Raw genomic sequence first — 12,976 nt, forward strand, 5'->3', positions numbered from 1 at the left:
TGCGGTGGGGACGGCGCACGTCCTGCGATTAGGCGCTGTCGCGATAGGGAATTCTGTTAGAGCTCGCACGTTGCGAAATTTCGCTCGGCAAGCTGGATAAGCACACGACCGCCCGCGCCTTGTTCAAGGAGTTCGTGTGCATGCGCGATTTCTGCGAGAGGAAATCGGGCCGCGATGTTCACACGCAGCGATCCGTCTATCAGCGCGTCGGTGAGTTCGCGGGTGGCCTGCGCTTTGACCGACGGGTTGAAGTCGTCGCTGCCGAGCAATCGAAGCGTAACATTGGCGAAGCCGAGCTGCCAGTACGGGATTGCCGGGCGATCCTGTGACGAATAGTAGGCGCTGATCACCCCGCCGACAGCGATGACCGCGGCGTCGACCTCAATATGCGACGCAAGGTCGACCTCCGCTATTCGATGCACGCCATCGGGTGCTGCCTGGCGGATGTGGGCGACAAGGTCTGGGTCATCGGCGAGGAACGCATGATGCGCGCCGATTTCGCCGACCGCGTTCACCTGCGCCTGGTCACGGACAATCGCGATGACTTGGGCCCCATCTCGGCGGGCCAGTTGCACAGCGATCGAGCCAACGCCGCCGGCCGCGCCGTGAACGAGCACGCTAAGTCCCGCGACGGAGCCGTCGGCGAAGATCGCCCTATGCGCGGTGATACCGGCGATCCCCAGACATGCGGCCTGCTCTGCCAGCTCCACTTCGCTCGCATTGCGCGCCGAGAATGGCAAGGGCACTGCGAACTCCGCACGCACCACAACCAACTCGGCCGCCGTCCCGAACGGCCGATAGGGTTGGGCGCCATAGCACCAGACATGCTGTCCGATGCGGTCTGGTGACACGCCCGCGCCGACGGCGTCGATGACGCCGGCGCCGTCGCTGTGCGGAATCACCCGGGCATAGCGCATCGGCGCGCCCTGCCAGCCGGACCGTTTCTTCATATCGCCGGGATTGATCCCCGATACGGCCAAGCGAATACGAACTTCACCATCGGTTGGCTCGGGGTCAATCATCTCGCCGACCACAAGCACATCTCGGGCGGAGCCGTGCTTTTCATACCAGGCTGCACGCATCGTCGTTCCTCGCGAAGTAGTGTTTCGTTTGGCGGTGAGCTGCCGGATTGAACGAGCGGCCCGGTTCTCCACGCGGGCGTCGGCGATGATCCGTGTCTGATCGCCGACGATGATCAGGAGCCTGCTTTCATCAAACAGACTGTTCGGACCCGCTCGCGAAGTCACCGAAAGTCTCCCGACGATCAGCGTTGCGCTGGCGGAAGGGTGGAAGAGAAGCTGTAGCGAGCGAGCTTCCACGCCCCGACCTCCTTGTGCAACACAAACAGTTCCTGATTGTGCGACGGAACTTCGTTGCCGGTGGCGTGAATCTTCATGGTGCCAGCGGATGTCGTTCGCAAAAACGCCCATTCATCAGAAACGACCTGGATCTCGGCGATCTGGAAATGGAGGTTGATGTCGATCGCCTGGAACGTCGCAACGTAGAATTGCTCGACTGCCTTGATGCCCACGACGGTTGGGGTCTCTTGCGGCATCAACACACTATCGTCCGTGTAAAGCTTCACGACAGCTTTGGCGTCGGAGTTGTTAAGCGCCTGCTCGTAGCTTTGAAGCTGTTGCGTTATGGCGGCTTTGACCGGTTCGTTTGACTTGGCTGGCGCCGCCAGCACGATCAGAGGAAGCACAGCAAGTGCCAGCGCTGCTAGGTTCTTGCGAAGGATTATAGACATCATTCTCTCCTGTTGCCGCTCGCCCGAGAACACATCCCGTTTGCGGATATCGGCAAATTAGTCCGCTCATGGATGGTGTTCTATGCACGTATCTGGTAATCTCCCTCTCATATTTGATAGGGAACCGAGCCGTGGACCTAAATGCCCTGCAGATGTTCGTGAGTGTCGTACAGCGCGGCAGCCTGTCGGCCACCGCGCAGCAGACGGGCATTCCGCTGCCGACGCTCAGCCGCCGGATCCGCGAACTCGAGCGGGAACTGAAGGTGCAGCTGCTCGAGCGCTCCGTTCGAGGCACCCGGCTGACAGACGCCGGAACGCGTTTGTATGAGCATGCGACCAGAGGGGTCGAGGCATTCGTCGAGGCCGAACAGGCGGTCAGGAGCGACCAGGCGCGTCTAAGGGGACGACTTCGGCTCTCCCTGCCGACGGCCTTCGAACCTTGGTGGGAACTGCTCGGCGCCTTCCAGCGACAACATCCCGACATTCAGCTGAGCGTGTACACCACCGGCCGCCGAGTCGACCTCGTCCAGGATGGAATCGACGTCGCGTTGCGCGTTGGAGATGTCCTGCACGAGTCGATGGTGGCGCGGCGACTGCTCTCCTATCGCCACGGGCTGGTTGCCAGTCCCGCACTGCTGGAGCGATTGGGAACGCCCGCTACTCCCGATGCACTGCACCGCTTTCCTTGCGCTACCTGGTGCCGGGACGCCAACACGCAAGGCATCTGGCGGCTCGGCGAGCATATCATCGAGCCGAAGGCGGTGCTGACCACAAACGATTATCTGCAGCTTCGGGGCCGGGCGCTGGCCGGCGAGGTCGTCACGGAACTGCCTCCGTTCCTGGCCGCCGAACCCATACGGAGCCGCCAGCTATGCGCCGTGCTTGCCGACCACCCGATGCCAGAACAGCAGGTCAACCTGCTCTATCCTTCGCATCGGAATCCTTCCAGCATCGTCCGGGCCTACCTGGATTTCTGCCAGAGGCATCATGTCGCGAAGTTTCTTGTCCTTCCCGCTGCAAAAATTTCATGAGCTGTGCGCGTACACGCAGAGCAGCGAGCCCGCTGGCCCCACCGGGGTGAACCAACATCGGAGATTTGCTGTTACGCACTGATCCACGGATAGCGAGCGGTGTCCTTCCCGGCATAGTCTGGGTCGAGATAGATGGACACACGCTGGATCAGAAAATCGCGGATTTCGAACACGTCGCACCAACGGCCGGCGCCCCAGGCCGGATGGTCGGCCTCCCACGGGCCGTCGCGGTGTTCGCCGCTGCTTCTGCCCTCGACGACGATCGTGTCGGACCCGGAGAAGATGTAATTGAAGTCCTGGCTGTGATGACGGATCGACTTGAAGGTCGCACCGACATCACCGAATAGCTTGCCGATTTCGCTACGGCCGTGGGCTACGCCCCATTTCGGGAAATAGACGACGGCGTCCTCGGCAAACAGTTCAAGGAATGGTCGCTCGTCCGAAGTCGAGCCGCGATCGAGAGACTTGAGGTACTCAAGGGCGACCGACTTTCGCTGCTCGTCGGTCATTGTCGTGTGAACTATGCCCATAACGGCTCCTCCTACGGGTTTTCTGACGTCTCAAGTCGAACATGTCTGCTTGCCCGTTCAGACGGGCAGTCTGGCGTCCGGATCCATCTCGTAGTTATGGACGAAATCCGACGGTGGCTGCGGCCCCCAGAAAGCCAGCCCGTCCTCGTGGCTCGACGGCTTCAACGAGGGATGGATCGATTTCAGCGACCACGGCCGGTCGGCGGTCAAAGGTACGACGACGCTCGACAGCGTCATCGCCGAACTCCTCGAGGCGAGCCGGGCCAAGGCAGCCGCCTGACACGATCAGGACTTGCCGCATGGACTTTCGAACCAGCCGGCGGCGCGAAGCGGCGGCGGGCGCGTGTGCCCTGCCGCCGCCACATCCGCGAAAGGACACCATCATGGAATCAATCACCACACAGGGCGTTGCGATTCCGCGCATTGGCTTCGGCACGTTCCGCGTGCCAGGGGGCGACGCCCAGCCGGTCGTCGAGAGCGCGATAGCGGTCGGCTACCGGCATATCGACACCGCGGCGATGTACGAGAACGAGGCCGCGGTCGGCGCCGCCATCAAGGCGTCCGGCGTGAACCGGAACGAGCTCTTCGTCACGACGAAGGCCTGGCACGACCAGCTTGCGCCGGATGCGCTCCGCCGGGCCTTTGACGCCAGCCTGGGCAAGCTGCGGCTCGACCATGTCGATCTTTACATGAGCCACGTGGCCGTCGAGAGACATGGACATGGCGACGACGCTGAGGCGCTGATGTCTGTGCGAGAGCGCGGCCTTACGCGTACGATCGGCGTGTGCAACTTCAACCTGCCCATGATCCGCCATGCCGCGGAGGAGATCGGTGCGCCTATCGCGAGCGTTCAGGTCGAATACCATCCGTTCCTTTCGCAGGACCCGATGCTGTCCTACCTGCGGGGCAAAGACATCCCCTTGACGGGCTACGCACCGCTCGCTCAGGGTCGGGCCGCGAGCGACGCGACACTCGCTGCCCTCGGACGTAAGCATGGCTGCAGCGCCGCGCAGGTGGCCATCGCCTGGCTTCTGGATCAGGAGGACGTCATCGTGATCCCGAAAGCCGCGCGCCCCGAAAGCGAGAAGGCCAATCTCGACGCATTCGGCATCCGGCTCGACGACGAGGATCGCGCGCAGATCGCCGCTCTGCCGAAAGACCAGCGCTTCGTCCGGCCCCCCTTCGCTCCGGAGTGGGACGCCCTCGAGTGAAGTTCACCGGCGCAGGCGCTTTGGCAGGGTGGAATTGCACAAGGCGTGAATGTCGGCATCCATGTTCCGGTCGCCCAGTGTCTCGCGCCGTTTCGCGATTCCCATCGACGGACCAGGCCTCAAAGACGTGGCCTCCGTCGGCTACGACAGCACGCCAGAGTTAAGCTAAGTCGGCCAAGTTATCCTCGCGATACCGTCCGCGGACGCCCGAACGGGGCTCGTGTCACAGTCTGAATTTGCGGACCTGACAATAGCCGCTCGTGAGCGATCGAAGTCCCGAACCAGCCCGTGTCGAAACAATGCATAAACGACTTGGGCATTCCGGTCGCGCCAGGCAGAATCAAACGAATATCCGGAATCGCTACGGGCCTGTGGCCGAGATGCGGTTATCTCGTGTCGGCTCGTCTTTGCCCGGCTGCGCGACCATCATCGCTTGGATCGTGGCGGCGACATTGTCGGCCGCTGAGATCAGGACGCTGTCGAGATGATGAATGTACCGGCTGGTGATCGTGCCCGCTGCATGACCCAACATCGCTGCGATGGTCGGCTCGGTATAACCGAGCTCTGACGCTACCGAGGCGAAGGAATGCCGCAACTGCCCTCGATATCGACTTCGCCGCAACGCAGACTGATGACCTCGCTGCGCCAGCAGCCCGTTAGGGCGATCACCCCGATCATTTCTGCGGTGGCCTCATATTGTCCGTCCTCGACCGCCTGCCGCAGAATATCGCCGAGCGTGCGATACTTCTGCTCGCTGAGACGGCGGGCGTTGACCCTGTCCTTCGGTTTGCGAACGCCATGCACAGGGTTCTGCTCGAGGATCATCCCGAGCTCCACTGCATAGGTGATGCCGCCGAGGAGACCGATCTTCCGGGCCGCCGTACCAGCTCACCGCGACAGCCGACCCTCATCGTCGATAAGGGTCAGGCGAGAGGGCGGGGCATCTCCCCACGTCCAGAGCACGAGATTGACATCGTCCGCGGTCGCGCCCAGCACAAAGCTCCTGACGAGCAATCCGTGATAGCCAAGGCCGATCAGTCTTCGGGCAAATGCCTGCGTCACTGCCTCACCGGTCGCCTTCATCTGGTCGCGCCAGGAGCTATCAGCAAGCGCGCCGGCATCAACACTCTCGGCCAGAAGCGCCTGTTCGTCCCGGCTGTCGAAGATCTGCTCGATGTCTGCATCGTAGGAGACTAGCGTGGTCGGCTGCAAATTGCCGACCTGATTTGCTTCCCGCAGCGCAGTCAGCACGGAGAGGGATGTATAGAGTGCGGGAGTGCCCTTCGGATTGAACCGACCGCCGTAAAGCTCAGCACCGCGACCCGAACGCGCCGCGCGCGCGTAAATGGGGTTTAGCGCCCGATAGAGCTTGCCTCGATACTGCATCCACCGGGTCAGGCGTGGATGCCGGCATCGACAGCGTCGATATAGTCGAGCACCTCGTCAGCCCGACCGCTACGGACCAGTTGCATGGCCGTCTGCCCGGAGAAGCCGGGCAACGGTTCGGACCGATACCATGCATAGGCCATGAGCGCCGAGCCGAGGCGCGGCTCGACCTTATTTACGATCTCCACCATTTCGCGCAGCCGACGCTGGGTTTTGTCCGACCGAACGCGGTCTTTGCGCTGGACGGCGTCCTTGCCGAGGCCGGCAGTCTTCGCAACTTCCTCGCTGGTCGTTCGGAGAGCCTCCGCGATCTTGCGCGGCGCGAAAAATCCGTTGTCGGAATATTGAATCAGGCCCATCAGCTGCTTCCTGTGGTCGGCTCATATTATGACGCAATATGGCGTCAAATCTGGCGGCATTCAATGGTTGGCACGCTCGCTTCCGCCTTTGAGCTTGCGCTCCTGCCTCTGGGACGAAACTGTATCACCCGTGCGGATGCTGCCTCGCCACGCATCAGCGCAGCGATATGGTCGCCACTCCGTTCGCCGCATCGATCAGCAAGCTATCCACGCGTTCAGGATATAGCCACCGGTCACCCCGCTGAGCCGGTGCCCCAGCATCGCGGCAATCGTCGTAATCGTCGCCCCGAGCTGTTCCGCAACGCCCCCGAAGCTATGGCGCAAACCATGCAAAGTCACGGCATCGAGCGGGCCGCCCTCGGGAGGCTTTTCGTCACGGCACGTGGCCGCGGCGGTCTCAGCCGAAAGGCGTGCCGTTTTCTGAACCATCTCCCAGAGGCCAGGTGGCCCCTGGTAACCGGCCTGCTCAGGCCCGGCAGCAAACACGTAGTCCGAAATCGGCTCCAAACTATCGATCATCGCAAATGCAGCCTGGCTGAGCGGCCGCAAGGATGGTCCGGTCTTGGTCTCGCCAAGGGCGAGGCAAGTTCCCAGAGCATCTACCTCGTCCCAGCGCAACTGTTGACATTCGCCACGCCGGACACCGCTCAGCGCAATGAAGCGAATGGCAGCGATTCCAATCTGGCTGTGCCTGGGTGCGCCGTGGCGATCGCGTTTCTGCTCAACTGTATGAAGGGCTTCTGCCAGCGCGGGATACTGATCGCCGGTTAGGAGTGCCTTCTTCTGCGCATCCGCAAAACGACGAACCCCCCGTACCGGATTCTGCTCGACATGCCCATTATCGATGCCCCAGGCAAAGATCGCACCAAGAAGCCCTAGTGTGCGAGTCAGCGCACCCTTGCCGCCTTTCACGATCGACCGACGCCGTGGCCCGAGCTTTTCGTCTCTGACGGTCTTTCCGGTTACGACGCCTGTCTTAAACAGCTCAATGTCCATTCGCGTAGCCGCGCGCGTCCGCCACGCTCCGAGATTGCTCCGAACGACATTCCCTCCGATGAGCCGAATGGCTGATCGTACGCAAACTCACACCGAGCTGGCAGCTTTGGACCGACCGACCACAGCCGTCGACGATAGCGCAGGGGGATTACGCTAGATTAGGCTAGCGGCAATTTGGGCCTGCCTGCTGGTCAGCCGTGGGGAGAGCTATGCTCAAACAAGCGGGGAGCGATCGCTTTCAATCGACGAGATCACGCGGCCGGAGTTGCCCTCTGGGGTTCACGTTTCGATGGGCGACGCAACTGCTGTTCCTCCCCATTGCTCAACAGAGATCGGATCCCGTTAAACACCAGGGTTATGGCTTCGTCGCGACCGACATCGTCGGCGGCCGCCTTACGCAGCCAAAGTCCATCGATCAGGGCAGCGATGATGAGGCTCGCCTCGCGAAGGCGTGTCGCATCGAACATCCCTTCAAACACCGAAGCCAGATTTGAGCGCAATCGCTGGTAAAACAGCCTCTGCAGCCGGGCATATTGCGGGTTTACGCCTGCCTCGGCGCAGACTGACAGCCAGGCGTTGGCGATGGGGCGGGTAAAAGCCGTGGCGGGAAAGTTTCCTTCAACGATCGCTTCCAACCGTGCCCAACCGGTCCGTGCCGTGCGCAGCCGCGCGATGACATCTTCCATCAGCAGGCGGTTGTTGTAGCGCACCATGCCGAACAGGACTTCGTCCTTGCCCTTGAAATAATAAGCGAGAATGCCGGGCGACATGCCGGCTTCGCGGCATATGCGGGCAGAGGTCATGCCTTGCAGCCCATGTTCGAGGAACACGCGGCGCGCGGCCGCGATCAGCTCGATCCGCCGGATGTCCTCGATTCTGGTTCGCTTGCTCTGAGTCGCCATTTCCCTTTCTAGCAAATTAGATTTTTGTACGCTCATACAAGATTCTATATTGACATACAGCGCAAACGCCATAGCGTCAGCTGGCAGTCCGTCTCAACGAGAAAAAGGGGAACCACAAATGCGCACGACAGTCGTCTTTGCCTTGTTTTCGGGGTTGATCGCTTCACCCGCCATGGCCGCCGATGAGGCGCAGTGTCAGAAGGTCCGCATGGCGGATCTTGGCTGGACCGACATCGCCCTGACCAACACCACCGCCGAGGTGATCCTCGATGCCCTGGGCTACGATGCCTCGCAGACCTTGCTCGGCCTCGGCGTCGCCTATTCGGCCTTGAGGGAAAACGACATGGATGTGTTTCTGGGCAACTGGCGGCCGGTCCAGGACGAGGAATACAAATCATACTTCGATGAAGGATCGGTCGAAGTGCTGGGCGTGAACCTGGAGGGCGCCAAATATACGCTCGTGGTTCCGCAATATGTTGCGGACCAGGGGGTCAAAAGCTTCGATGATCTCGCAGCCCACGCCGACAAGTTCGGCCGCAAGATCTATGGCATCGAGGCGGGATCGAACAAGCCGCTGCTCGACATGGTGGCGGCCAACCGACACGGGCTTGGCGATTGGCAGATTGTGGAGTCCAGCGAGGCAGCAATGCTGACGCAGGTCTCAAACTCCGTGGCAGATAAGAGCTGGGTCGTATTCCTCGGCTGGGAACCGCATCCGATGAATCTCGATTACAAGATAACCTACCTGTCGGGCGGAGACGTCGAGTTCGGGCCGAATTTCGGCGGTGCCACTGTGCGCACCATCGGCCGCAAGGGCTTTTCGGCAGAATGCCCCAACGCGGCCAAGCTGTTCGCCAATCTGGCCTTCGATCTCACTTACGAAAACTATGGCATGCGGATGATCCTTGGAGAGGAAAAATCCGCCGACGAAGCCGCCCGCGAGATGATCAAGCGCAACCCCGACAAGCTCGCGAAATGGCTGGATGGGGTCTCGACCCTTGACGGTCAGCCAGGCTTGCCGGTCGTGAAAAGCGCACTCGGCCTTTAGATGAGCCACAGCATGCTTGCAGCCGTGCTGGAACGCGCGGGTCAGCCGCTGCGCATCATGAGTGTGCCGCGGCCGGAACCGGGTCCCGGACAATTGCTGGTTCGTCTGGAGGCGAGTGGCATATGCCATACCGACGTGCATGTGTGGCAAGGGCATCTGCGGCCAGTATCGGGGCAACTGACGGCGATACTCGGCCATGAGGGCGTGGGCAGGGTCGTGCAGGTGGGCACTGGCGTCACGGACTGGCGCCTTGGCGAGCGTGCCGGCATCGCCTGGCTTCACGATACCTGTGGCCGCTGCGATGAATGCCACTCCGAAATGGAAGCTTTCTGCCAGCACCAGCGGGCCCATGGCTTCGATGTCGCGGGCACTTTTGCCGAATACGTCGTGGCCGATGCACGTTTCGCAGCGCGCGTGCCGGACGAAGGTGCTGCGGCCATATTGGCGCCATTAATGTGCGCGGGCCTGACCGCCTTTGGCGCGGTGAGGCGGGCGGGGGTCGTTGCCGGCGAGATCTGTGCCGTATTCGGCTGCGGCGGCTTGGGCCTGTATGCGATCCAGATCGCCCGGCGGCTCGGCGCAGTGGTCGTCGCCGTTGATACGGATGAGGCCAAGCTCCAGCTTGCAGCTTCGCTTGGCGCCGAGCACACACTTCGTGCCTCACCTGGCCTCGCCGTCAACTGGCCGGCGCACCTGCGTGCCCATGTGTGCATCAATTTTGCGCCGACGCCAGCAACCTGGGATGCCATGGTCGCGGCAATCCGTCCCCGTGGCAGGATCATCGCAGCGGCGATGGTCTCGCAACCGGTGCCCCTCAGCCAGGAGTGGCTCACCGCGAGTGGTGTCTGGATAACGGGTACCAGCGTCGGCACGCGCGCGCAGATGCACGAACTGATTCAACTGCATGAGGCAAAGCCGTTCGAGGCACAGGTAGAGCGCGTCACGCTCGCCGGGGTGACCAGCGCACTGGACCGGTTGAAGGCGGGAAACGCCGAAGGGCGGCTGGCGATTGTCTTTGGTGCCGACACCTGACGATCCAACAACTTGATCTGCTGGCTGACAGCCAGATGTATGACGAGCAATGCGGTGGCGGCGCTGCGCTGATCTGGTGGGCAACCCGTGAGTCAGCGAATGACGTTTATGGCGCAAGCAGCCATAAGGAAACGCGGCCATGTATGAGCATGGGCATGGGCATTGTACCTGCTAGCGTCTGCAGAATCGCGAGTTCGAGCTAAATCAGCGGCGAGATCATACGGAACGATACGGGAAAGCTTCTGATTTTGGCCCACGAAAAAAGCAATAAAATCAAAGGTTTGAACATGTCCTCCGGGCCTACCATTATCGTTATTTATCAATGCTTACCGGTATATTTTGGTTCGTCAGCCAATTCATAACTGGCGAACCTCCGTCCATATCGGCTCCCGAGGCCGCCCTGCGCGCCGCCGCATGGGCTATCGTGGTGCATTTAAAGCTTGTACGGCAGGCCGTCGGTGGCGACACGGCGGCCAATTGGACCAGCCGAGGTCCCATGAACCGGAGCCGCAGCCTTCTTGATTGGCATGAACGCTGCTTCGGCGGCCATCAACGGATTTGGCGGTCGGCGCGGGAGGTTGCCACTGGTTCATCCTGCCCGAAGACGACACATGCCTCCAGCCGGCGTCTTCGGTGCTCGCGACACCGATCTGCCGGGCTTCACAGGTGTGTCGTCGGCGTTGATGTTGGGCGGCATCTCGTGTTGCGCCCGCCGACGTTACCATTGCGGCGAGCTTCGGTCGGTGAAAATCTGACATCCATTGAGTTCCGACTGTCATCCGTTGGTGCCGCGCAGCGTCTCGAATAGAAACCAGACGCGCTTCTCGCTCTCGTCGATCCAGTTCTCCAGCAGGCTGCCGGTGGCCACGTCGCCATATTCGTCGCAGAGATCGTGCATCGGGCGCATGCTCGCGACGAGTGTTGCATTGTCCTGACGCAGTTCGGCGAGCATTTCGTGCGGGTGAACGAAATCCGCGTCGTTGTCCTGGAGCCGCTGCCGGCGGGAAATGTCTCCGATCGACTTGATGGTGCCGGCGCCGAGAGCGCGGACCCGCTCTGCCAGCGGATCGGTCATCGCAACGATCTCCGCGCTTTGATCGTCGAGCAGACGGTGGTAGTCGCGGAAATGCGGACCCGACATATGCCAGTGGAAATTCTTCCTCTTCAGATAGAGAGCAAAGATGTCGGCGAGTAGCACCGTCGCGGCGGCGCCGATGTCTTTCGTCGCGTTCGTACAGAGGCCGGTCGGTGTCTTCAGATCATAAGCTGTGTGTGACTTTACGGTCGTGTTCATGAGGCAGTTCCTGGTGTTGCAAGGGCGGACGACCGGTCCGCCGTTCGGGGGATTGATGCGAAAACCGCTCGATCCTTTGTTTTGCACGGCGTGCTTCCTTGAGATTGTCGGGCTCACGCCTGGGAAGGTTGGCCGGAAGGGGTCAGCAAGCTGAGGCCGACCAGCACTGGAGGCACGACGAAGCACCAGGTCGGAGAGGCGACGAAGGCGAGTGCTGCGGCAGCGCATCCAATCGCAAAGCTGAGAAGGCTGGTTGCCATGCGCTTCAGCCGCTGCTTGACCTCGCGCGAGTGGTCGGTTGCCGTCATGAGGTCGGCGAGATCGATCATGATCTGCGTCGTCGTGCCGGTCATCAGCGTCGTCGGCGGCAGCTTGGAAAGATAGGCTCGATGCAGCCCGTTCTGGATCGCCATGGCCGTTACGAGGATCATCCCGATGGTGATGGCGGCAGGCGAGTCGCCATTCGAGACAGGGCCGTGAACGAAGGCGGCGATGGCGGCGATCGTGAAGAGCATAAATTTCAGGGAGAGGAGCGTGACGATGGCTCTTCGTCCGGCGAGCTTGAGGCGCAAGGACAGCACGCTCGTCAGCAGGATGACGATGCAGAAGACCGGCAATGCGAGCAGCTTCGCGATAATCCCTGTCGTTCCGAAGACGAGCGCTGCCCCCAAGGTCACGAAGTTCCCCGTGACATGGGCAGTAAAGAGGCCGGCAAAGGCCAGGAAGCCCATCGTGTCGACATAACCGCCGTTGAAACTGAGGAGCACGCCGAGCGACGGTCTGGTCATGATGATCTCCGCTTACCTTATGTTCCCTAAGCGATTCACACCGAACTCAGGGCGTGTGCAAGGACAACGATCACCCCTCACGATCCTTATCATCTGAAGCGCGCTATCCTTGATGGACGTCCGTAATAGAATCCCTTCCGAAAGAATGGGATTATAGGGAAGCGGCCCGCCGCGGGTCGGCTCGTTCATTCGGCTGGTCCTGACATCCGGCGACTGGCAAGGTCGTTTCCGGCAACAAGGACAAAGGCTCCAGCAAGCCCGACATGCTCGAAGAACGCATTCATGGCCATGGACTGCGCGAGGCCGGGCGGCAGTTCCCAGTAACGCAGGGCGATCCGTGTCGCGGCGAGGGTGAAGGCGGCAAGCGCCAGCGCTCCGATCCAACGCCAGTATCCAGTCAGAATCAGCGCCGACATCGCGAGTTCGAAGACGATAACGACGGCGGCGAAGAACGGTGCTGGCAGAAGTCCGAAATGCTCCATCTCGGCGATAGCGCCGCCGAAATCGAGGAGCTTGACGAGCGGCCCTGGATATAGGCCGCACACAAGGCGAGCAGCGCGAATATGCGCAGGGTAGGTGCGGTGAGCAGTCTGCCGGCGAGTCCCTGTTCAATCGCGATAGTATTCGTGTTCATGAATGGCTCCCTGGA

16 protein-coding genes and 1 pseudogene are annotated in these 12,976 nt (G+C 61.4%); 4 read left to right on the plus strand and 13 right to left on the minus strand.

Annotated features, from left to right (window positions below; genetic code table 11):
• Window positions 1–56: 56 nt before the first annotated feature.
• Together NKJ94_RS20660 and NKJ94_RS20665 are read right to left on the minus strand one after the other, a co-directional pair.
• Window positions 57–1,319, minus strand: coding sequence for an NADPH:quinone reductase (locus NKJ94_RS20660; RefSeq protein ID WP_352527350.1), 1,263 nt, complete (start codon window positions 1,317–1,319; stop codon window positions 57–59).
• Window positions 1,265–1,753 carry a YybH family protein gene (locus tag NKJ94_RS20665; protein ID WP_352527351.1) on the minus strand — a complete coding sequence of 163 codons (489 nt, stop codon included), beginning with the start codon at window positions 1,751–1,753 and terminating at the stop codon, window positions 1,265–1,267. Before NKJ94_RS20665 ends, NKJ94_RS20660 begins: the two co-directional genes overlap by 55 nt.
• A gap of 65 nt (window positions 1,754–1,818) precedes the next feature.
• Here NKJ94_RS20665 and NKJ94_RS20670 point away from each other — a divergent pair, with 65 nt between their 5' ends.
• Entirely contained in the window at window positions 1,819–2,781 is a 963-nt protein-coding gene (locus tag NKJ94_RS20670) for a LysR family transcriptional regulator (RefSeq protein ID WP_352527352.1), read from the plus strand.
• A gap of 71 nt (window positions 2,782–2,852) precedes the next feature.
• On the opposite strand, the gene NKJ94_RS20675 is transcribed toward NKJ94_RS20670, so the two are convergent.
• Together NKJ94_RS20675 and NKJ94_RS20680 are read right to left on the minus strand one after the other, a co-directional pair.
• Window positions 2,853–3,311, minus strand: a complete 459-nt coding sequence (locus NKJ94_RS20675; protein WP_352527353.1) for a nuclear transport factor 2 family protein — start codon at window positions 3,309–3,311, stop codon at window positions 2,853–2,855.
• A gap of 57 nt (window positions 3,312–3,368) precedes the next feature.
• The gene (locus NKJ94_RS20680) at window positions 3,369–3,548 is read right to left on the minus strand and encodes a hypothetical protein (protein WP_352527354.1); all 180 of its coding nucleotides are present in this window, start codon (window positions 3,546–3,548) and stop codon (window positions 3,369–3,371) included.
• A gap of 146 nt (window positions 3,549–3,694) precedes the next feature.
• Between NKJ94_RS20680 and NKJ94_RS20685 the strand changes: the two genes are divergently transcribed.
• Window positions 3,695–4,522 (plus strand): aldo/keto reductase, encoded by an 828-nt coding sequence (locus tag NKJ94_RS20685; RefSeq protein WP_352527355.1) that lies wholly within the window; start codon window positions 3,695–3,697, stop codon window positions 4,520–4,522.
• 361 nt (window positions 4,523–4,883) lie between these two features.
• Here the strand turns inward: NKJ94_RS20685 and NKJ94_RS20690 are convergent, their stop codons facing one another.
• The 6 genes from NKJ94_RS20690 to betI all read right to left on the minus strand — a co-directional run bounded on the left by NKJ94_RS20690 (window position 4,884) and on the right by betI (window position 8,165).
• Window positions 4,884–5,117, minus strand: a complete 234-nt coding sequence (locus tag NKJ94_RS20690; protein WP_352527356.1) for a hypothetical protein — start codon at window positions 5,115–5,117, stop codon at window positions 4,884–4,886.
• Window positions 5,093–5,347, minus strand: coding sequence for a hypothetical protein (locus NKJ94_RS20695; RefSeq protein WP_352527357.1), 255 nt, complete (start codon window positions 5,345–5,347; stop codon window positions 5,093–5,095). The genes NKJ94_RS20690 and NKJ94_RS20695 overlap by 25 nt, the downstream gene beginning before the upstream one ends.
• 63 nt (window positions 5,348–5,410) lie before the next feature.
• Window positions 5,411–5,908: an RES family NAD+ phosphorylase gene (locus tag NKJ94_RS20700; protein ID WP_352527358.1), complete on the minus strand. Its 498-nt coding sequence runs from the start codon at window positions 5,906–5,908 to the stop codon at window positions 5,411–5,413.
• Between the two features lie 8 nt (window positions 5,909–5,916).
• Window positions 5,917–6,267: an MbcA/ParS/Xre antitoxin family protein gene (locus tag NKJ94_RS20705; protein WP_352527359.1), complete on the minus strand. Its 351-nt coding sequence runs from the start codon at window positions 6,265–6,267 to the stop codon at window positions 5,917–5,919.
• Between the two features lie 195 nt (window positions 6,268–6,462).
• A complete protein-coding gene (locus NKJ94_RS20710; RefSeq protein ID WP_352527360.1) occupies window positions 6,463–7,263 on the minus strand; it encodes a tyrosine-type recombinase/integrase in 801 nt (266 codons plus the stop codon).
• Window positions 7,264–7,514: 251 nt separating this feature from the next.
• On the minus strand, window positions 7,515–8,165 hold the full coding sequence (gene betI, locus NKJ94_RS20715) for a transcriptional regulator BetI (RefSeq protein ID WP_352527361.1): 651 nt from the start codon (window positions 8,163–8,165) through the stop codon (window positions 7,515–7,517).
• Between the two features lie 118 nt (window positions 8,166–8,283).
• Here betI and choX point away from each other — a divergent pair, with 118 nt between their 5' ends.
• Together choX and NKJ94_RS20725 are read left to right on the plus strand one after the other, a co-directional pair.
• Window positions 8,284–9,213 carry a choline ABC transporter substrate-binding protein gene (gene choX / locus NKJ94_RS20720; protein ID WP_352527362.1) on the plus strand — a complete coding sequence of 310 codons (930 nt, stop codon included), beginning with the start codon at window positions 8,284–8,286 and terminating at the stop codon, window positions 9,211–9,213.
• Between the two features lie 12 nt (window positions 9,214–9,225).
• Window positions 9,226–10,245, plus strand: coding sequence for an alcohol dehydrogenase catalytic domain-containing protein (locus tag NKJ94_RS20725; RefSeq protein ID WP_352527363.1), 1,020 nt, complete (start codon window positions 9,226–9,228; stop codon window positions 10,243–10,245).
• A gap of 775 nt (window positions 10,246–11,020) precedes the next feature.
• Here NKJ94_RS20725 and NKJ94_RS20730 read toward each other — a convergent pair.
• The 3 genes and pseudogenes from NKJ94_RS20730 to NKJ94_RS20740 form a co-directional block, all read right to left on the minus strand.
• A complete protein-coding gene (locus NKJ94_RS20730; RefSeq protein WP_352527364.1) occupies window positions 11,021–11,539 on the minus strand; it encodes a Dps family protein in 519 nt (172 codons plus the stop codon).
• Between the two features lie 113 nt (window positions 11,540–11,652).
• Window positions 11,653–12,327: a YoaK family protein gene (locus tag NKJ94_RS20735; protein WP_352527365.1), complete on the minus strand. Its 675-nt coding sequence runs from the start codon at window positions 12,325–12,327 to the stop codon at window positions 11,653–11,655.
• A 185-nt stretch (window positions 12,328–12,512) separates the two neighbouring features.
• A pseudogene (locus NKJ94_RS20740) lies at window positions 12,513–12,961 on the minus strand (DoxX family protein).
• Window positions 12,962–12,976 lie beyond the last annotated feature (15 nt).

The sequence above is a fragment of the Mesorhizobium sp. M0060 genome, assembly GCF_040323155.1.
In the GTDB taxonomy this organism is placed as follows: domain Bacteria; phylum Pseudomonadota; class Alphaproteobacteria; order Rhizobiales; family Rhizobiaceae; genus Mesorhizobium.

What these genes read in the sequence shown, in the direction of transcription:
- NKJ94_RS20665 (WP_352527351.1), bottom strand. Translation starts at nt 1,753, where the DNA reads ATGATGTCTATAATCCTTCGCAAGAACCTAGCAGCGCTGGCACTTGCT.
- NKJ94_RS20670 (WP_352527352.1), top strand. Translation starts at nt 1,819, where the DNA reads ATGGATGGTGTTCTATGCACGTATCTGGTAATCTCCCTCTCATATTTG.
- NKJ94_RS20675 (WP_352527353.1), bottom strand. Translation starts at nt 3,311, where the DNA reads ATGGGCATAGTTCACACGACAATGACCGACGAGCAGCGAAAGTCGGTC.
- NKJ94_RS20680 (WP_352527354.1), bottom strand. Translation starts at nt 3,548, where the DNA reads ATGACGCTGTCGAGCGTCGTCGTACCTTTGACCGCCGACCGGCCGTGG.
- NKJ94_RS20685 (WP_352527355.1), top strand. Translation starts at nt 3,695, where the DNA reads ATGGAATCAATCACCACACAGGGCGTTGCGATTCCGCGCATTGGCTTC.
- NKJ94_RS20695 (WP_352527357.1), bottom strand. Translation starts at nt 5,347, where the DNA reads ATGATCCTCGAGCAGAACCCTGTGCATGGCGTTCGCAAACCGAAGGAC.
- NKJ94_RS20700 (WP_352527358.1), bottom strand. Translation starts at nt 5,908, where the DNA reads ATGCAGTATCGAGGCAAGCTCTATCGGGCGCTAAACCCCATTTACGCG.
- NKJ94_RS20705 (WP_352527359.1), bottom strand. Translation starts at nt 6,267, where the DNA reads ATGGGCCTGATTCAATATTCCGACAACGGATTTTTCGCGCCGCGCAAG.
- NKJ94_RS20710 (WP_352527360.1), bottom strand. Translation starts at nt 7,263, where the DNA reads ATGGACATTGAGCTGTTTAAGACAGGCGTCGTAACCGGAAAGACCGTC.
- betI (WP_352527361.1), bottom strand. Translation starts at nt 8,165, where the DNA reads ATGGCGACTCAGAGCAAGCGAACCAGAATCGAGGACATCCGGCGGATC.
- choX (WP_352527362.1), top strand. Translation starts at nt 8,284, where the DNA reads ATGCGCACGACAGTCGTCTTTGCCTTGTTTTCGGGGTTGATCGCTTCA.
- NKJ94_RS20725 (WP_352527363.1), top strand. Translation starts at nt 9,226, where the DNA reads ATGCTTGCAGCCGTGCTGGAACGCGCGGGTCAGCCGCTGCGCATCATG.
- NKJ94_RS20730 (WP_352527364.1), bottom strand. Translation starts at nt 11,539, where the DNA reads ATGAACACGACCGTAAAGTCACACACAGCTTATGATCTGAAGACACCG.
- NKJ94_RS20735 (WP_352527365.1), bottom strand. Translation starts at nt 12,327, where the DNA reads ATGACCAGACCGTCGCTCGGCGTGCTCCTCAGTTTCAACGGCGGTTAT.